16 protein-coding genes are annotated in these 18,998 nt (G+C 35.6%); all 16 read left to right on the top strand.

Translation table 11 applies throughout. The features are described from left to right. Positions 1–74 precede the first annotated feature (74 nt). From KKC91_02950 to KKC91_02875, 16 genes are read left to right on the top strand one after another with little or no spacing between them, the layout of a single operon-like run. Entirely contained in the window at positions 75–878 is an 804-nt protein-coding gene (locus KKC91_02950; protein MBU0477510.1) for an AAA family ATPase, read from the top strand. A 2-nt stretch (positions 879–880) separates the two neighbouring features. Continuing rightward, complete coding sequence (locus tag KKC91_02945) at positions 881–1,672, top strand: CpsD/CapB family tyrosine-protein kinase (GenBank protein MBU0477509.1); 792 nt, start codon at positions 881–883, stop codon at positions 1,670–1,672. A 19-nt stretch (positions 1,673–1,691) separates the two neighbouring features. Further along, positions 1,692–2,954, top strand: coding sequence for an O-antigen ligase family protein (locus KKC91_02940; protein ID MBU0477508.1), 1,263 nt, complete (start codon positions 1,692–1,694; stop codon positions 2,952–2,954). Positions 2,955–2,972: 18 nt separating this feature from the next. Beyond that, positions 2,973–3,761 (top strand): ABC transporter permease, encoded by a 789-nt coding sequence (locus KKC91_02935; GenBank protein MBU0477507.1) that lies wholly within the window; start codon positions 2,973–2,975, stop codon positions 3,759–3,761. A 14-nt stretch (positions 3,762–3,775) separates the two neighbouring features. Next, the gene (locus KKC91_02930) at positions 3,776–5,011 is read left to right on the top strand and encodes an ABC transporter ATP-binding protein (GenBank protein MBU0477506.1); all 1,236 of its coding nucleotides are present in this window, start codon (positions 3,776–3,778) and stop codon (positions 5,009–5,011) included. Positions 5,012–5,016: 5 nt separating this feature from the next. Beyond that, positions 5,017–5,955, top strand: coding sequence for a glycosyltransferase family 2 protein (locus KKC91_02925; protein ID MBU0477505.1), 939 nt, complete (start codon positions 5,017–5,019; stop codon positions 5,953–5,955). Positions 5,956–5,960: 5 nt separating this feature from the next. Continuing rightward, positions 5,961–7,082 carry a glycosyltransferase family 4 protein gene (locus KKC91_02920; protein MBU0477504.1) on the top strand — a complete coding sequence of 374 codons (1,122 nt, stop codon included), beginning with the start codon at positions 5,961–5,963 and terminating at the stop codon, positions 7,080–7,082. After that, complete coding sequence (locus KKC91_02915) at positions 7,036–7,704, top strand: polysaccharide deacetylase family protein (protein ID MBU0477503.1); 669 nt, start codon at positions 7,036–7,038, stop codon at positions 7,702–7,704. Before KKC91_02920 ends, KKC91_02915 begins: the two co-directional genes overlap by 47 nt. Before the next feature lie 15 nt (positions 7,705–7,719). Further along, a complete protein-coding gene (locus KKC91_02910) occupies positions 7,720–8,613 on the top strand; it encodes a glycosyltransferase (GenBank protein MBU0477502.1) in 894 nt (297 codons plus the stop codon). A gap of 18 nt (positions 8,614–8,631) precedes the next feature. After that, positions 8,632–9,699 carry a glycosyltransferase gene (locus KKC91_02905; protein MBU0477501.1) on the top strand — a complete coding sequence of 356 codons (1,068 nt, stop codon included), beginning with the start codon at positions 8,632–8,634 and terminating at the stop codon, positions 9,697–9,699. Next, complete coding sequence (locus tag KKC91_02900; GenBank protein MBU0477500.1) at positions 9,696–10,820, top strand: radical SAM protein; 1,125 nt, start codon at positions 9,696–9,698, stop codon at positions 10,818–10,820. Before KKC91_02905 ends, KKC91_02900 begins: the two co-directional genes overlap by 4 nt. A 4-nt stretch (positions 10,821–10,824) precedes the next feature. Continuing rightward, positions 10,825–11,973: a radical SAM protein gene (locus KKC91_02895; protein ID MBU0477499.1), complete on the top strand. Its 1,149-nt coding sequence runs from the start codon at positions 10,825–10,827 to the stop codon at positions 11,971–11,973. 23 nt (positions 11,974–11,996) lie between these two features. Continuing rightward, positions 11,997–13,808 (top strand): asparagine synthase (glutamine-hydrolyzing), encoded by a 1,812-nt coding sequence (gene asnB / locus KKC91_02890; GenBank protein ID MBU0477498.1) that lies wholly within the window; start codon positions 11,997–11,999, stop codon positions 13,806–13,808. Continuing rightward, positions 13,805–15,268 (top strand): oligosaccharide flippase family protein, encoded by a 1,464-nt coding sequence (locus tag KKC91_02885; protein MBU0477497.1) that lies wholly within the window; start codon positions 13,805–13,807, stop codon positions 15,266–15,268. The genes asnB and KKC91_02885 overlap by 4 nt, the downstream gene beginning before the upstream one ends. Positions 15,269–15,288: 20 nt before the next feature. Beyond that, the gene (locus KKC91_02880) at positions 15,289–17,409 is read left to right on the top strand and encodes a hypothetical protein (protein ID MBU0477496.1); all 2,121 of its coding nucleotides are present in this window, start codon (positions 15,289–15,291) and stop codon (positions 17,407–17,409) included. After that, on the top strand, positions 17,399–18,988 hold the full coding sequence (locus tag KKC91_02875) for a hypothetical protein (protein ID MBU0477495.1): 1,590 nt from the start codon (positions 17,399–17,401) through the stop codon (positions 18,986–18,988). Before KKC91_02880 ends, KKC91_02875 begins: the two co-directional genes overlap by 11 nt. Positions 18,989–18,998: the final 10 nt, after the last annotated feature.

The following is an 18,998-nucleotide window of genomic DNA, read 5'->3' as shown; positions in this document are numbered from 1 at the left end:
TGGACATGGGTCCTGGCAAGTGTAGCATTTGTCAACATAGTGATAGTCTACACAATCATAACTAAACCATAATTATGTACGAAAAATTCTACGGATTCAAAGAAAACCCATTCAACCTGACACCAGACTCAAAGTATTTCTACCCAAGCGAGAAACACACAGAGGCCTTGGATAGTCTGGCATATGCCATAAACGAGCGTAAAGGCTTTGTGGTGATTACAGGTGAAATAGGTTCAGGTAAGACAACAGTATGCAGGGCACTTTTAAACCGCCTGGGCCCCAATACAAAGGTATCTCTTATAATAAATACGCACATAAGTGCCAAGGATTTACTTATTACAGTCCTTGATGACTTAGGTGAGGCTCCGGTAAAGGGGACAAAGGCACGTCTTCTCAATCAATTAAATAATTTTCTAATATCTGAATTGTCACATGATAATAATATTGTCCTCATGATAGATGAGGCGCAGAACCTTTCGCCGAGGGTTTTAGAAGAAATCCGCATGTTATCTAATCTCGAGACAGAAAAGGAAAAACTTATCCAGATAATACTGATAGGGCAACCGGAATTAAGAGAAAAACTGCACCTTAAATCTCTCGCCCAGTTCAGACAGAGGATTAGTTTGCAGTATCACTTAATGCCTTTGGATAAGGAAGATACAGAAGGATATATAAAACATAGACTTTTACAGGCCACACAGAACGGTTCTGATGTATTTACACCAGAAGCGCTGGATAGGATATACGAATATTCACAGGGTATACCACGTCTTATAAATTCCCTATGCGACCACGCATTATTAAATGGATATATATATAGTAAACCAAAAATAGACAAAGATATTATAGAGGAATCTATAAAGGAAAAGGAGATATAATCATGGGAAAAATCACACAAGCCTTAAAAAAAGCAGCAGAAGACCGTTTATCAAGAATCGACAAGAAACCACAACATTCATATGTGGTAAAAATAGACCCGCAGATTACAAAAGACCTTAATATAGATGAACATGTAGTCGCATTCTCTGATCCCAGGTCTCCTGTGGCTGAGCAGTATAAGACACTTCGCACAAATCTTTTATCCCTTTCTTCAACTGCAAGGCCCATTAAAACCATAGCTATCACAAGCTCTATAAATAGCGAGGGTAAGACCATTACTGCCTTAAATCTGGCTATTACTATGGCGCATGACTTGAATAACAAATCTATAGTTTTTGTAGATGCTGATCTAAGGAAAAGCAAAATACATAATATCCTCGGTATAGATAAGGTGGATTCAGGCCTGTCAGAATACTTGCAGGATAGCCTTTTACTTAACAATGTGCTTATAAAGACAGGTATAGAAAATTTAACCTTACTACCTGCAGGCAAAGGCCCTAAAAACCCTGCAGAACTTCTATCATCCTACAGGATGAGAGATTTATTGAAGATATTAAAGAACAATTTTGACTATATCATAATTGATGCCCCGCCTGTCCTACCTGTTACTGACCCAAGTGTAATAGGTGCTCAGGTTGATGGAGTACTTATGGTGATACAAGCCGGGCGTACTCAACGCAATATTGTCCAACATGCAAAACAACTATTAGACCAAGCCCGCGTAAAGGTCCTAGGCTACGTAATGACCAGCGTAGAATACCACCTCCCGCAGTATTTATATAGGTATATGTAAATAAAAAGGATAAATAAAAATGGCATTCTTTTGCTTATTATTATACATAACAGCAATATATCTAAGGCCAGCTGAATGGATCCCTATATTCTACGGCTGGCAGATGATGGACATATTAACTACAGTCGCAGTTGCATCATTGATGTTGACTCTTATGATGAAGAAAAAATTTGATACATTCAAGGCTCCGCAGAATAAGCTCATGCTTGGCCTTTTTCTGGCGTTTTTACTTTCTCATGTAGCTCATACTTATTTTGCAGGACTTATGATGACATTTGGAGAGTTTTTCAAGATAGTTGTCACGTACTTTCTTTTCGTTCTCATAATAAATTCAGAGAGAAAGTTTAAAATTACTATATATCTATTAATACTTCTCACGTTATTACTTGCAATTCAAGGTATTTATCAATTTAACACTGGATATGGATGGGCTGGCCAAAGATTGATATACAATCCACATGAACCAAATGTCCCCGGACGAATCATCTGGATTAGTATCTTCGGCGATCCTAATGACCTTGGTTTAGCTTTTGTTCTTGTTGCATCAATATTAATTGCTTTTTTATTTGGAAAAACAAAGTTTATATCAAAACTAATTACAATTCCTATACTTGGATATTTACTTTATGCATTATATCTAACTAATTCAAGAGGTGCTTTACTTGCTCTTATGGCTGCCGGAGCCTTTTATTTTATTAAAAAGTCAAAAAAACTTGTGTTCGGTATAATTATTGGTGTTTTGTTTATTGGTTTAGTCTTTGCATTAGGTCCTTCAAGATTGGCGTCCTTATCAACGGATGAAGCATCAGCGTACAACAGGGTGGATGCCTGGTATTACGGTATTCAGCTTGTAAAGTCCAATCCTATATTTGGGGTTGGCTATAAAATGTATATGGAGGATTATGGCCTAACCGCACATAATTCTTTTGTGTTAGCTCTTGCAGAGGCAGGTCTATTAGGTCTATTTTTCTGGGTTGGCTTATTCTATAGCTCTTTTAAAGGTCTTTCACTTATTCAGAAAAGCAAGTCTCATCTCAAAAATTATGCTTATGGTTTACAGGCATCTTTAATAGGTTTTGCAGCAGCTGCATTTTTTCTTTCGAGGCTGTATATACCATTACCGTATATGTTATTTGCCTTATCAGCGAGTTTATTTAACGTGGCAAAAGAAAAAGATACAAGTCTTGTAAATAGTTTAGCAGGACGAGATATAAGAAATATAGGATTTGCATCTATGGGAGTCATCATGCTTTTTTATACACTTATAAAAATAACACTTTAATTAAAAGGAAGGGCATATATGCTTAAGGAAATACTAAAAGAATTCATACAGTATAGAGAGCTTTTACTCGCTTTAACCTTTAGAAATATTAAGATTAGATACAAGCAGACTATTATGGGTTTCTTATGGGCGATATTTATGCCGACAATTGTTGTTTTATCAGGGATTATGGTTAAAAAGGCAATGTCGATCCTTACGGGTAAGCCTTTAGAGTTAACACAAATTATTTCTATAACTGTTAAGGCTTTGCCCTGGGCATTTTTTGTAGGAGCCCTTAAATTTTCAGCAAATAGCCTTGTGGCAAATATGAATATAGTGAAGAAGATTTATTTTTCAAAGGAAGTTTTTCCCGTTTCATATGTTTTAGCACAATTATTTGATTTTTTGATAGCAGGGACAACCTTAGCAATAATATTTATATTTGTAAAGATACCCATAAGTATACATATCTTATGGATTCCATTGATATTAGCAATCCTTGTTTTAATAACTATGGGATTAGCCATGATTTTATCATGCGGGAATGTGTTCTTTAGAGACGTTAAATACATAGCAGATGTAGTGTTAACCTTTGGAATATTTTTTACGCCTGTTTTTTACGAAGCAGGAATGTTTGGAAAATGGAAAACGATTCTCTTGCTGAATCCTGTGGGGAGTATATTAGAAGCGATCAACGCGACAATTGTATTACACAAATCACCGGATATTTTTTGGCTGATCTATGCTGGTATTTGGGCGTTATCAATTTTTGTTGGCGGTTTAATGATTTTCCACAAAACTGAACCATTATTTGCAGAAAAGATTTAACCTGAGAGGCTAAGATGAATGTAATAGAATTTAACCATGTATGGAAAAAATTTCAAAAGGGAGATAAGCTTTATTCTCTAAGAGATGCAATACCTAATTTGTTCCAGAGGTCAAAACCCCTAAATAGAGATAACGGAATATTATCAAATGATGAATTTTTGGCATTACGAAATGTTACTTTTCAAGTTAAGAAAGGTAGTGTTTTAGGAATTATCGGTCCTAATGGAGCGGGAAAGAGTACAATTTTAAAGTTGTTATCCAGGATAATAAAGCCTACTCAAGGGGAAATTAATATAAAGGGAAAGCTTTCTGCTTTGATTGAGATAACTGCAGGATTTCATCCTGAATTTACAGGGAGAGAGAATATCTATTTTAATGGTGCCATTCTAGGAATGTCTAAAAAGGATATAGAAAGAAAATTTGACAGTATTGTGGAATTCTCTGGAATTGAAGAGTTTATAGATACTCCGGTCAAGAGATATTCGTCTGGTATGTATACGAGATTGGGTTTTTCTGTTGCAGCCCATATAGATCCGGACATTATGTTGGTTGATGAAGTTTTAGCAGTAGGCGATATGGCATTTAAGGCAAAGTGTGCACATAAGATGAGAGAGCTACTTGATTCTGGTGTAACCATAGTACTAGTATCACATCATCTTTCTCTGGTTCAGAATCTATGTAAAAGAGTGATACTTATTGACAAAGGGACGGCATTAAAAGAAGGGACTCCGGAAGAGATTATTCCTTACTATAGAAATATAGTTTACGATAGAAGAGAAGAAGAGCTTAAGAAAAAAGGTACATCAGACGGGTATAAGATAAAACTAAAGGAGGATCCATTTGCCAAGATATCAAATATTTTCTTGTACGATGGAAAAGACAAGCAGGCAGATAGCTTTTTAGTAGGTGAGTCTCTATCTGTAAAAATAGAATATGAAACAAAGGCAAAGATAGAAAATCCAATTTTTTATTTAGAAATAATCAGGGCAGACGGCATACTCTGTTGTTCAGCTAGTACAAAGAACGATGGATTCCCTATAGAGAGCATCCAAGGAAAAGGCTCAATAGAGCTGGATTTGGGAGAGATAATCCTAGTTCCGGGGATTTATTTTACAAAAGTCGGTATCTGGGATAAAGAGATGATTCATCCTTATGCAATAAGGGAAGATGGTATTTTAAAAATAGAAGTAACGGATTCAACCAAACACATGGGCGGAATATTCGCCCCAAAAGTACTGTGGAAGAGGTGATTATCATGGCACAAATAATGCCACAATTAGAAGAAGTTCGAAATAAGACGGGAGCGATTACAACCAGTATAGTTATACCAGTATTTAATGAGGAATCTGCAATTGTTCAAGTTATCAAGGATATCAAATTAGCCATGGCAAAGGTAGATTATGGATATGAAATAATCGTAGTTGATGACTGTTCTACAGATAAAACAGCGCAGATAGTTTCTAGTATGAAAGATGTGGTATTGATTCGACATAAAGGCAATAGAGGTGTTGGAGCAGCTAGGAAAACAGGGATTTTGAATGCAAAAGGCAAATTTATTGTCATGCTGGATGGTGATGGAACATATCCTGCCAATATGATACCAAAGTTAGTTTCATCCTTGCCTGAGTTTGATATGGTTGTTGGTGCAAGAAAGCAGGAGAACGGGTCATTGAAGTTCTTACGTAAGCCAGCAAAGTGGGTGCTTTTGAAATTAGCGTGTTTTATCACAGAGAAAAAGATACCAGATTTAAATTCCGGTTTAAGGGCTTTTAAGAAAAAACCAGTATTTAAATTTTTCGGTATACTGCCAGACGGGCATTCATGGGTGAGTACGATTACGCTGGCATTCTTGAGTAATGGTTATTCTGTTAAGTATGTACCTATAGAGTATTACAAAAGAAAAGGCCGATCTTCATTTCATCCTGTTCGCGATACGTTTAATTATTTTAATACTATTAATAGAACAGTTATGTATTTTAGGCCTTTGAAGTTTTTCGTGCCTCTGACGACATTTATTTTATTTGTTGGTACTTCAAGGTTTATATATCATGCTTTTATTGTACATAATGTTCCAGAGTCAGATTTAATGCTGGTTGTTTCTGGGGTTATGATTGGCGCTGTAGGAGTATTGGCAGATTTGGTCTTAAAACTACATAGACTCAACTTTATAAAAATCGGCGAAGATATGGAGTAGAAGAAATGAAAATAGCTGTTGTATCTCATGACACATTTTGGCCTCTTAGGGGCGGTGGCGGCATAAGGGTTTATTGGGTTACAAAAAGAATGATTGAGAGAAACCACAATATATCAGTAATCGCCCCTTTTTTGTCAACCGATAATATAGACAGGGATTTTACATCCATAGATATTAGAGATTTAGGCAGGATTACACGCTTTGTTAGATTCAAAGAGATTGCTTATATGTTTCTAATGGTAAAAATATTTTTCAAATTGTTATTCATGAAATTTGACATTATTTATGCCCATAATGTAGTTGCTGGTTTTCCTTCTCTTCTAGTTGCAAGACTGAAGGGTAAGCCTATAGTATTTGATATGGACGATATTTTAACTTGTCATTCCCCGAATAAATTGGTTAATTTTTTAGGAAAGGGATTGGATTATTTAACTGCAAAGTATTCCGATATTACCATAGTTATGTCTAAGTCTTTAGGAGAAAAATTAAAATCTAAAAACATACGTAATATTGAACTCATCTTTCATGGAGTTGATCTAACTATATTTAAGCCACAGAGAGAAAAAAAAGAGTTTATTATCTATGCAGGCGGCATAGAAAGAGATGATGGTGTGCTATTAGTTCCTGAGGCTGCAGAAAAGGTATTAAAGAAATTCCCTCAAGTAAAATTTCTATTTATAGGAGAAGGGAGAGATCTTGTTAATTTAAAGCGCAGGGTTATAGAAAGAAAATTACAGAATAATTTTATCTTCAAGGGATGGGTCGATCATAGAGATATACCTTATTATCTTTCTCGCTCTAAGATAGGACTTGTTACTAATTTAAGAACAATAGCTACAGAAATAGCCGCGTCTCTTAGAGTCTTCGAATATATGGCCTTGGAACTACCGGTAATTATTCCGGACCTCAATGGAATGCTTGAACAGGTGGGTAATGGCTCCAGAGGATTGATTTTTAAATGCGAAGATGCCAATGACCTTGCAGATAAAATGCTAATGTTGTTAGATAACGAAACTCTTCGTGAAAGGCTGGGGAAAAAAGGTAGGGAGTATGTAGTAAAAAACTGCGACTGGAGAAAAAATGCAAAAAGGATCGTTAGGCTGTGCGAAAATTGCAGAAATAATTAAGGGAATTATTTTTCCAATCTGCCAGTCAATATTTAAAAAAGAATATTTTAAATGGAGAACAGATAGTAAAAATACGATAGCAGCGACTTTTGATGATGGGCCTGACGACGTATATACTGAACAGGTTTTGGATATCCTTGATAGATATTCTATAAAAGCAACATTTTTTCTAGTAGGTGAAAATGTGAAGAAATATCCTGATATAGCGAAAAAAATAGTAAAACGAGGCCATTCAATAGGGATTCATACATTTACTCATAAGAATCTGCATAGGTTAAAGTCTTTTGAAATAGAAGAAGAATTGCTAAATACTCAAAAGGTAATACAAGAAATCACAGGCTGTGTTACAAATATAATGAGGCCATCCGAAGGAAGATTTAGTTTGAATACTATACGGATCGCAAAGCAGCTTGGCCTTACTACTGTACTATGGACTAAATCAGCAAAGGACTACAAGATGAAAGGAAAGGATTTTATATTAAAAAGAATAAATTCAAGAACTATTAAACCCGGGGATATTCTTCTATTTCATGATAACAATAAATATACAATAGAGGCATTAGTGCATATATTACAAGATTTAAAGAAAAAAAAATTTAAGTTTGGATTTGTTCATATATAGAGAAAGGTTTAAAAAATGTCACAGAAGTACTCGGTTAGTCTTATTTTAATTACAATGAATCGCTACGACGAGTTTCGTAAGACTCTTTTATCTCTTAAAGAACAGACTGCGGTCTTTGAGCTTATTGTGGTAGATAATGGTTCAAATGACGGCTCACCTGAGATGGTGCGGAAATATTGGCCGGAGGCTGTAGTAATAGAGTTGGATTCGAACAAAGGAGTTAGTGGAGGACGTAATGAGGGGATTAAAGTAGCTAAAGGCGATATTTTAGTATTTCTTGATGATGATGCTGGTTTTGAAAGTCGAGATGCTCTATCTAGTATTTGTAGGAGATTTGAAGAAGATCCTAATTTAGGAATTCTTGCTACAAATTCCCTTCATGCCGCTACCATGAAACCTGAAATTGGTGCAATACCAAGAAGAGATAAAAAAATTTTTAAAACTGACTATCAAGCTACATATTTTTGTGGAGTAGGTTTTGCCCTTCGTAAGGATTTAATTAAGGAAATAGGCGATTTTTCTTATGAACATTTCTATAATTGTCAAGAACTTGATCTATCGTGGCGTGCAATAGAAAGCGGCTATCGTATTATGTGGGCTGTAGATATCGTTGTTTTACACCGCCTCACTCCTTCTGAAAGACCTCGTGGGAGGTGGGTGTATTATAATGCGCGGAATAGAATATGGCTGGCTGTAGAACATCTACCCTGGCGATATGTTATTTCATATGGAGTATTTTGGTGGGGATATCTTTTGATAATTGCAATTAAGAATTTCTTGTTAATAGATTTTATTAAAGGGATAAGTGCCTGTATTGTTGATTTACCCAAGATATTAAAAAAACGCAAAGTATTATCAAAGACAACGTTGAATCTACTCCATGACTTTAACGGTAGGTTGATTTACTAGTAAGAAGGAGAGTTGAGAATGAATTTTATAGATAAAACAACAGTTTCTAAACCCGTTTTTACAATAGTTATTCCAGTAGTTCATTCACTTGAGGATTTAGAAAGATGTTTATCTTCACTGGATAACCTCAACTATCCAAAAAAGCTTTTTCAAGTTGTGTTAATAGATTGTAACGTACTGAATGGGCTAAGACAGTTTTTTCAAGAAAGGCTTAATAAATACAAATTTTCCATCAACACTTTATATCTTCCGGAGAGGCATAGAGTTAAATATAGCTGGTTCATAGAATCAAGGTTACATGAGGCACGTAATTACGCCATTAAGAAACTACCGGGCAGGTACTATGTATTTACTTTAGATGACTGTACGTTTGAGCCTGATTGGTTGCACAAATTTGAGGTTGCTTTAAGTGAAGATACCGGGGCATTGGGTGGGCCAGATATACTTCCTCAGGGAATGGGATGGTTTCCTCGGGCTTTGGATTGTATTCTCAATTCGTTTTTAGGTACAGGAGATCTACGGAGAGGCGACGGACATAGAGAAAGTCAGTATTATCCACGTAAGGAGAATATGGTTATTCCTGCAAATGTTTTTAACCAAGTAGGATATTTTTCTGAAGATATACCTCTAGGAGGTGATATGGATATGGCCGGGCGAATTAGAGACGCTGGATTTCAGATAAAATTCCTCCCTGAGAATCCTGTATGGCATAGAAGAGTGACGACGTTCATCACATTTCTGCGACTTAGTGCCTGTACTGCTTCTGAAAAGGTAATTGTTGCACGTGAACATCATGTTTTTGTTAAGAGTCCGCATTTTTTTGTACTCTTAGCTATTGTTGTATTTTCAATCATGGGATTATATTCCTTCGTAAATATTCAGGTAGGTGTCTTACTATCAATATTGATTAGTATTTACTTTATAGCATTGTTTTTTACTGTAGTATCTTCCATTGTTCGGAGTCACAGTTTATCCGCAGGTATAGGGGTATTTTTACTTATGCCTTTTCATCATTTAAGTATGATTTATGGAATTATTGCCGGATCTATTTCAAAACTTAAACCTATTAAAGGTAAATTAAAATGAATAGACTCAATTTTAATAATGCTGTTAAAACAGGTATACAATTGCTTCTTAAGGGAGACTACTTGTTGACCTTTGATCAATTAGAATTTCAATTGCGGGCTATGTCGTTACGCAAACGGTTGAATCTTTTTATTCAAGCTGTTCAGTCAATAAAGAGATTAGTTGTCCGCATTGGCGTTCCGCCTATATTGCAGATTGAGCCGACCAATATATGTAATCTCCATTGTCTTACTTGTGCTACAGGAGCTGGAATAATGAAACGCCCACAGACCTTAATGCCATTTGGGATGTATCGCAATATAATTGACCAGGTAAAAGATTACGCTTGTTTTGTAGCTTTATGGTCTTGGGGAGAACCGTTTATAAACAAGGATGTTTTTAGAATGATTCGCTATGCAAAGGATAATGGCCTTCTTGTTCACACTAGCACTAATGGACATTTTTTTGATAATAGAGAATATGCGGCCCAAGTTATAGATTCAGGGCTTGACAGTCTGATTGTAGCTGTTGACGGGCTTGACCAGACTATATACCAGAAATACCGTAAAGGAGGTAATTTTGATCTTGTGGTTAAGTCTATTAAAAATCTTATAGCTGAACGCGAGTCAAAAGGAAAAAAACATCCTCTAATAATATTACGTTTTATTGTAATGAAACATAACGAACATCAAATAGGTCAAGTAAAGGAGTTTGCGAGGCGTCTTGGAGTAGACCTTGTAACATTCCGTTCCGCAGTAGTTCAACGTGACAAGTTGAATGTAGAAGAAGATATAACACCTACTTTGGAAAAGTTTCAACAATATAGCTATAAAGGATTACCGACAAAAAAACATCGTATACAGAAAAATGGTTTTTATTGCCACAGGCCTTACGCCAATCTGACAATCTTCAGTAACGGGGATGTAGTGTCATGTGAGAATGATTTTAACGCTACTTGTATTTTAGGTAATGTCAAGAATCAGCGTTTAAGAGATATGATTTCATCTGCAAAAGCCAAGTCTTTTCTTAAATTATTCCGGGATAATATCGACCAAATTTCTTTTTGTAGTGAATGTGAAAATCGTAATATTAAGTATAAAACAGCTAATGTTGAAACGTATGTTTTAAATAAGGAGTTGTAAGAGCATGCAAAGAATCATTAAACAGAGTTTGCTTCGGTTTGGCGGTTATACAGTCGCTCGGAATATTAATAGGAGAATCGAACATAACCAGCTAGTCCAAAGAGTTTGCAACTTCATTGAGAATGGAATCGTTTCTCTTTCGGATGCAGTTATGTTTGAGCCTACACAACGTTGCAATCTTCGCTGCAAAATGTGCTATCAAGATAGAGCTGCTTTAACTAAAAGAGGAGAAATGACTTTGGATCAGATATCAGATTTTTTTGATCATAATACTTATTTAAAAAAAGTAAGTCTCATGGGTGGAGAGATATTCGTTCGTCCGGATATTATTGAACTGATTCAACATTTAGATAAGACAAGGAATATCATAATTTCGACAAATGGCACACTTATCAAGGATTCTGATATTAATGCACTCAGTAGATGCCGTAATATCATCACTATATGCATTTCTCTTGATGGACCTAAAAATATCCACGATTCAATACGTGGAGTCAAGGGATCATATGATAAAGCAGTAAAAACTATCAAGGCCCTTGCAACTATTTTGCCTGTCACTGTCACTTGTGTAGTTCAAAATGACAACATACAGATACTTACAGAACTTGTTAATTTATGTGCCTCATTGGGTGTAAAGAAATTAAAATTGGAGCTCGAACGATTGTATATGGAAGATGGGATTACTCAAACTATTATTGATATGGATCAAAAGCCTCATGATATGGCTGTATCTCCAATTGGTCGCGGACGAGATTATTCTCTCCAGACCCTGCATGACAAACTTAAAGAATGTCAGGATCGTGGCAAGAAATTAGGTATATATGTGGTTTATGATCCGCCATATTTAATGGATGAAATCGAAGGTTGTTATAATGTTGATCTTCGGATGACAAAAAGATGTATTTGTGAAAGTTTTTCTATGGCTACAATAGCGCCAAATGGAGATGTGATTAATTGTTATGCTATTCGGAAACCTTTTGGCAATATTCTCAAAGCGCCTTTTGAAGAAATATGGAACTCTGTACAAGCAAATGCGTACAGAAGAGAGCTTATAAATAATAATATGACAGGATTATGTGAAAATTGTCCTTTTATGCAATTTGAAATTGACAAAAATTATAAAGTGAAGTTAAAAATAGAAAGGTTTGGCTGAAAATGTGTGGCATAGTAGGTACCGTGGGGATAAAGGATGAGAAAGTTATACGTAGGATGGCGCGTATTTTGTCACATCGAGGTCCAGATGATGAAACCTACGAGATATACCCAGAAGCAAATATTTATCTGGGTCATCGTAGATTGAGCATAATCGACCTAGAAGGGGGGCGTCAACCTATATTTAATGAGGATAATACTATTGGCGTCATATGTAATGGTGAGATTTATAACTTCCAAAAGCTTCGCGCTGATTTGAAACGGGCTGGGCATACTATGAAGACTCGAAGTGACACTGAGGTTATTGTCCATCTCTACGAAGAGTATGGGCTGGCTGCCTTAACGATGATGAATGGAATGTTTGCATTAGCTATTATAGATAAGAAAAATAATTCTATTTTATTGGCTCGCGATAGGTTAGGAATAAAACCACTTTACTATTCCTTAGGGGAAGATTGGTTTTCTTTTGCTTCCGAAATAAAGGCATTATTGTTAGTTCCTAGAGTGAGCCGGGATGTTAACAGAGTTGCACTTCAGCAGATTATGAATAATAATTTTGGACCAGCTGAAATGACCTGCTTTCGTGATATATACAAACTTCCAGCTGGTCACTGGCTATTTTACAAAAACGGTAAAATAGAAATGCGGCAGTACTGGGATATACCATATTTTAGAGCAGAAAAAGCAAATTTAAAAGAATGGGCTGATCGTCTACAGGGATCTCTACGGACTTCTGTACAGAGACGGCTTGTTGCGGACGTACCGATTGCAGCTGCTTTGAGTGGGGGATTAGATTCAAGTACCATTGTTGCTTTAATGGCGCAAGAAACTAATGGTAGAGTTAAGACATTTACAGCGGGTTATGGTCCTGATGATCCGGAATTTGCATATGCTGCAGAAGTCGCAAAAGCATACCGAACTAATCATACTGAACTTATAATTACTCCCGAAGATCTTCGTGATCTTTTGCCGCGTGTGGTTTGGAGCTTAGAAGAGCCAATTGCACGTACTGATACTCCGCCATTATATTACATTTTCCAAAAAGTAGCACCACACGCTAAAGTTCTCCTTGTGGGTGAAGGGGCTGATGAAATATTTGCAGGTTATCCACGATACAAAGTAGCGAGTAGTCGATTACCACTGCTTTCTTCTTGGAGGAGAGATCTCTATCGCTTTGATTACTCTGGTATTCCTCCCGTAAGCCTAGGTGGACGCTTGGCTACAGCAGTTTACTGGCGAGGCAGTCGTTGTGCCCCACCACGCCTTATTTCTACTCCTGAAATTCCTGTTATTCCACCCAATGAACTATTTTTCAAACCAGAATGTCTAAATCACCTTTTGCGATACGACCAAAAGGGAATTATGGTAGAGTTTCAGCTAAAGCGGGTTGATTCTTTATCCATGGCTCATTCTGTAGAGGCAAGAGTACCTTTTTTAGACCACGAAGTAGTAGAACTGGCTTCCTGTATTCCTGAACGGTATAAGATAAGTTGGAAGATGACTGGTAAGAACGTTCTACGCGAGGCTGTTAGGTCTATTCTTCCACCTTCTATTTTAAATCGCCCTAAGTACGGCCAGCGTATGAGCATCGGTCGCGACATGACTATAGCCTTGGAGAATCTTGGAGATTTATTTCTGCGAAGCAAAAATGTTCGTTCACGTGGTTTTTTCAAAGTGTCTGATATTGAACGTTTACGTGCGCGACAAGGAGACCGTTATAATAAATACCAAATAACTCGTTTGTGGAGCGTCATTCTTGCTGAAATTTGGGCCCGTTTGTTTCTCGATGGCCGCTGTTTTGAACGTCCCCCACGTTCTTATAAGGAGATTACATGATAGTAGATACTAAAAAAAATGCCCAAGGTAGCATTTATTTATTGTTAAGCCGAATTATAACCTTAGCTTGTGGGTTTGTTATTCATATATTTTTAGCGCGAAGACTAGGACCAAAGGTATATGGGGTGTATGGTTTAATCATGTCGGTATTATTGTGGGTAGAGTATACTGTCATGATTGGGATACCATCTACATATAGAAAGGTCATAAGCGAAGATGAAGGGATGATCGATTCAGTTATAAATTCAATGAAAAAAATATTTTTACCTTATTGTTTAATTATTTTAATGATATTTTTTCTTGTTAGCCCTTTGATTTCCCAGGTTTTCAAAGATAACCAGCTGCTGTTACTTTTACTAATAGCAGGCCTCGATATTCCCTTTTATGGGATATATTATGCAAATTTAGGAATTTTAAACGGACGCAGAGAATTTTTAAAACAGAGTTTTGCAATGTCTAGCTATGCTTTGTTTAAAACAATAGTTGTCAGTATCTTTATAGTTATCGGATTAGGAATAAGATGGATATTAGTTGCAAATATGATGGCTTCATTTTTTGCAATTCTCATAACATTATTTTTCATTAAAGGATTAAAATATCAAAAAACAAAAAAGGAAATACGGAACCTTAGACCTGAAATTATTACATTTGGGATTCCCTATTTGTTATATATGTTGACATCTATGCTGTTAATTCATATTGACATATGGTTTGTTAAGGGGGTGTTGAAAAATGATGTAATGACAGGTTTTTACTCGGTGTCGTATAATTTTTCAAGGCCTCTTTTTTACCTAATGACAGCGATTATAATGGTGACCTTCCCTTCTTTTTCCAAAGCCGTATCTGAAGGTAATATACAGTTATTAAAAAAATATATCAGACAAGCGGTGAGATTTGGTTTGGTGATTTTACTGCCAGTTGCAGTAATAATAAGTTCTACAGCCGAAGAGTTTATTTCATTGTTATTTACACCAGAATATTTACCTGCAAGTAACCCTTTGAAAATGTTAACGTTAGGGATAATTGCTTTTTCGATTTTTTCCCTGTTTCTGAATATTATAGCGGCTAAAAATAAACCTTTTTACAGTTTTGTTATTTCACTTGTGTTATTACCAATTGCAGTCGCACTGAATTACTTTTTTATCAATTCATATGGTATATTCGGAGCTGCGCTGGCAACGACTATGGTTTCTATCATAGGTTTGATAGTATCAGGAGCTTATTTGTGCAAGGAGTTTGGCGCCATTGTAGATTTAAATACTTTATTGAGAGTAGCTTTAGCAGCAGGAGGTCTTTTTGTCATTAGTAAGTATATAAACATCTCTGGTTATTGGCTGATACTTGAGTATTTTATTTTATCCTTGAGCTACTTAGTCTTACTTTTGGTATTAGGTGAAATTAATAGAGGTGATATCAAAATTATTAAAGAAGCATGTTGTTCAATGTTTAGGCCAGTATGAACACAAACAAGGTGAAAAACATGAAGGGTCAAAAGAAATTTTCAACAAAGAATATTATTTTAAGTGTTTTGAGCGCTATTTTTCTATTTTCTTTTACAGATTTCTCTAAAGCTCAGGACGTTTCTTATCGGAAAGAGGATATACAAGGCCTTATAAATAACCATATATCTTTTCAAATACATCGAGTTGCTTTATCTTATATTTTAACCGAGGACATTTCTTATGCTAAGACTCTTAAGAATATTTTGATAGAGGAGGCAAAAGAGAAGAAATTTTCTAAACCAGCCCATAGTGTTAAATACATTCAATACCAAGCAATGATGAGGGGTATTTATTATTTAGATATAAAAGATATTCCTAGTCTATTCACAGAACATGAAAAAGATATTATTGTTGAATGGTTTAAGGCAATAACGGATAGGACTTTTACTGTAGAATGGGTAGATTGGCTTTATGCCTTTGCTTTTAAAAGATTACCACAGGGTCCGTATGAGAATCAGGAAATAGGATATGGGGCACTTTCTGTATTTGGTGAGATTATAAAGGAAAAATACCCTGAATTAGCAAAGAAATGTTTTGATTATGTTGAGGAGAAAGCAGTTCTTTGGAGGGGGAATTTTCGTAATACCGATGATTCATTAAGTTATCAAGGCGTATGGATTAATAATGCTTATGTGTCTGCTCGGTATCATCCTATATTGTCTTTATTGGGGAATGAGAATTGTCGTAAATCTTTCGAGTGGATCCTTAAACAATGGCCGCCAAATGGTATGGCACCTGGCTATAATGATGTTCATCCGCATATTATGCCTGATACTATGATGCTGGGGACACATATTTTTTCTGATGGCCGTTATAAATGGCTTGCAAACAGAATGCTTAAATCAGGGTTGGTTAAAGAAAATGATCTTGATTTTGTCTATGGGCTTAAGTTTTGGGACGACCAGATAGAACCTGTAACACCGCAAATTGGATCGTGTTACATAGAAGCTCCGGGTAATTTTCCCCACGACCCAGGGCCTGTTGGTCCGGATAAGATTGTGTTTAGAGAAGGATGGGATAAGGATAGTTTGTATTCCTTGCTTAACTTGCGTTATAGCGGATGGCATAAGTATAAAGCGACTAATTGTATTGTAAGTCTAATGTATGGAGTTCCTTTTGTAGTTGAAGATATGATTGTAAAGAGAAATAAATGGGTACCTGTGGGCCGCAAAGATTATCGTGATACAAGGATAGATAGATTTAGGCTAAATGGTTTTCAGATTCAAAAGAGAGGATTTGCATTATTATTATCAAAGATTATTCCGGATATGAGTGTTTGGGAACAAGATCCGCCTCAGTTTGCTGAAGTTGCTTTTTTTGAGAATATGTCAGAAGCTGATATTAGCAAAACAGAAATTACTGATTGGCACGGCTGGAGACATATTAGAGTTTCGACTCTGGTTAAAGGAGATAGCAGTTATCTTGTAGTAATGGATAATGCTGAAGGGGAAACAAATAAAAAAACAGCTCTTACCTGGCATTTAAAAGGTCAGTCTATGCTAAAAGATGGTCATATTAAATTAGAACAAGATGGCTATAAGATGGATGTTTTCTACCCACATGACCAAGATTGGTATAAGGAAGACATTATGGATAGCAAGGAAATATATCCTCCGGCTGGTTATATTCACGATCCGGATGTTGATTTAGTAATGATTTCAGAAGGTAAGTCAAAGGTCGGATTTATCACGCTCTTTATGCCGGATGTATATGACGAAAATTTTGAAGTGGAGAACATAGAGGTTATGAATTCCAATAATAAATCAGCGTACCCTTCAGCTATTGGGCTAAAAGTTAAGTTTCCAGGATATTCAGAGATTATAGGTACAAGATTTATATCAGGTAGATACAAATACGATATATTGCTAACAGATGCTGAATGGTTTTTATCTAGAATCAAGAAAGGTAGGGCTGAAGTTACCTACAAGAATGCAACCTATCTTGAGATAGTAACAGATAATAAACCAGTTCTGATAACTCTAGATGGGTTAGAGTTAGAAGAAGGCAAAACTTGGGAATTCCTGCAAGGCAGTATAAAAATCAAATTATCCGAAGAAAAGGGCCAATTAGAAATAGTATGGAGGGAGTATGTTAAATAGCACATCGACCAAGTCTAAAAAAATGGATTTTAACTATTGGATACTTGCGGCTGTTATATTAATCTTTTTTAGTATGACTTCTTTTAATTACCCTTATCTTAAATATACAAGAGATTTTTGGGAACATACAGCTAGTTTGAAAGAATTGTCTAGTAATCTTATTACACCTAAGAACCCACATATAAATTCTACTGTAGCTTCTCCAAGATACACAATTTATCTATTATTCTGGGCGGTTTTTAAAAAAATATCGGGATCCGATGTTTTTAAAACTATGGCATTGGCGAGTATTGCTAATATTCTCATGTTTTTGACAGGGCTGTATTATTTTATCAGGGAGTATTTCAAAGACAAAAAATTGCCGTTTTATATGCTAATAGTAATGTTATTCTTTTGGGGTGGGATATTTCCATGGAGTAATTCATATCAGTTTAGAACCTTGATTTATAATTTATCATATCCCTCTGCTTTTTCTTTTGCATGTTTTCTATGGGGGGTGTATTTTATTGTCAGATATCTTAGATTGCATAAGATGGGATATTATTTTTTGTCCATTCTTTTGAGTTTTGTGACATTTCTATGTCATCCACCAACTGCAACTCTATTATTTTTGACAACTATAGTTTTAGCTATCATTGAAAAGAGGCCAAGTCTTAAAGAACGGATTTTAGTTATATTATTGCCATTTTTGTCTGTAACCTTTTGTTTTTTATGGCCATATTTCTCCATGTATAAGTTGTTCTTTTCTACAACACGTTCTTCTGGTGCTACGCAACAGGTAGGGAATTTATTGCATACTTTGCACCCACTTCATTCCAAACTAGCAATTATTGGCTTAGGCCCAATGTTGTTGGGAATATTTTTTATTTGGAATTTTATTATACAGAAAAAAAATTGGTTTATTACCTATTGTTTTTTGTCTTGTTCAGCTGTCTATATTATATCGTATTATTTTCCGATACCCTTTGGTGGCCGTTTTATATTTTTTACAGCGTTTTATTTACATCTAGCTATTGCCTATAAATTCAGACAATGGAAACTTTTTTCGTTAAGGTCTCTAAAACAGACAATGTTCTACAGAACAGAGCAGGACTTAGTCAAGTCGTTTTTTATAGTAATTTCGATCTGTGCAGTGGCTTACAATTTGAATTTAACAAAAAAAGAATATCTCTCAGATTTTGTTTCTCTAAGGGGCAATAAGATTGTATTTCACAAGTCTGAAAGGCCAAGTTTAGTTAATAAATTCTTTTTTTTAAAAGATAAAATAGGGACATATGAAGTTGTTATGAGCGATCCAAAAACATCGTGGATATTGCCTACCTTTAGTGGAAAGGTAGTATCGTTACTTAAAGGACACGATAATCCTTTGATAGAAGATAGCCTTCAAAGACGCATAGATAATATAGCTTTCTTTGAAGAAGATGCTTCTGAAGAAACAAGAAGAGGATTATTATCGAAATACAATGTTTCTTATATCTTACTGAATCCCGAATTTGTTGATAAAGAAGCGGCCAATGATATAAAAAAGTTAGGAGGTATTGTTGCCGAGAGAAATGATTTGACCCTTATTAAAATATAAGGAGTTTTAT

Source organism: bacterium (genome assembly GCA_018812485.1).
GTDB lineage: Bacteria > JAHJDO01 > JAHJDO01 > JAHJDO01 > JAHJDO01 > JAHJDO01.
The sequence above is the reverse complement of the archived record's forward strand: the minus strand, read 5'-3'. Positions and strand labels throughout refer to the sequence as shown.

Excerpts from the sequence above, each read along its gene's own strand:
- KKC91_02915 (MBU0477503.1), top strand. The coding sequence starts at position 7,036 with ATGCAAAAAGGATCGTTAGGCTGTGCGAAAATTGCAGAAATAATTAAG.
- KKC91_02885 (MBU0477497.1), top strand. The coding sequence starts at position 13,805 with ATGATAGTAGATACTAAAAAAAATGCCCAAGGTAGCATTTATTTATTG.
- KKC91_02910 (MBU0477502.1), top strand. The coding sequence starts at position 7,720 with ATGTCACAGAAGTACTCGGTTAGTCTTATTTTAATTACAATGAATCGC.
- KKC91_02920 (MBU0477504.1), top strand. The coding sequence starts at position 5,961 with ATGAAAATAGCTGTTGTATCTCATGACACATTTTGGCCTCTTAGGGGC.
- KKC91_02875 (MBU0477495.1), top strand. The coding sequence starts at position 17,399 with ATGTTAAATAGCACATCGACCAAGTCTAAAAAAATGGATTTTAACTAT.
- KKC91_02930 (MBU0477506.1), top strand. The coding sequence starts at position 3,776 with ATGAATGTAATAGAATTTAACCATGTATGGAAAAAATTTCAAAAGGGA.
- KKC91_02905 (MBU0477501.1), top strand. The coding sequence starts at position 8,632 with ATGAATTTTATAGATAAAACAACAGTTTCTAAACCCGTTTTTACAATA.
- KKC91_02925 (MBU0477505.1), top strand. The coding sequence starts at position 5,017 with ATGGCACAAATAATGCCACAATTAGAAGAAGTTCGAAATAAGACGGGA.
- KKC91_02950 (MBU0477510.1), top strand. The coding sequence starts at position 75 with ATGTACGAAAAATTCTACGGATTCAAAGAAAACCCATTCAACCTGACA.
- KKC91_02945 (MBU0477509.1), top strand. The coding sequence starts at position 881 with ATGGGAAAAATCACACAAGCCTTAAAAAAAGCAGCAGAAGACCGTTTA.
- KKC91_02895 (MBU0477499.1), top strand. The coding sequence starts at position 10,825 with ATGCAAAGAATCATTAAACAGAGTTTGCTTCGGTTTGGCGGTTATACA.
- KKC91_02880 (MBU0477496.1), top strand. The coding sequence starts at position 15,289 with ATGAAGGGTCAAAAGAAATTTTCAACAAAGAATATTATTTTAAGTGTT.
- KKC91_02940 (MBU0477508.1), top strand. The coding sequence starts at position 1,692 with ATGGCATTCTTTTGCTTATTATTATACATAACAGCAATATATCTAAGG.
- KKC91_02935 (MBU0477507.1), top strand. The coding sequence starts at position 2,973 with ATGCTTAAGGAAATACTAAAAGAATTCATACAGTATAGAGAGCTTTTA.
- KKC91_02900 (MBU0477500.1), top strand. The coding sequence starts at position 9,696 with ATGAATAGACTCAATTTTAATAATGCTGTTAAAACAGGTATACAATTG.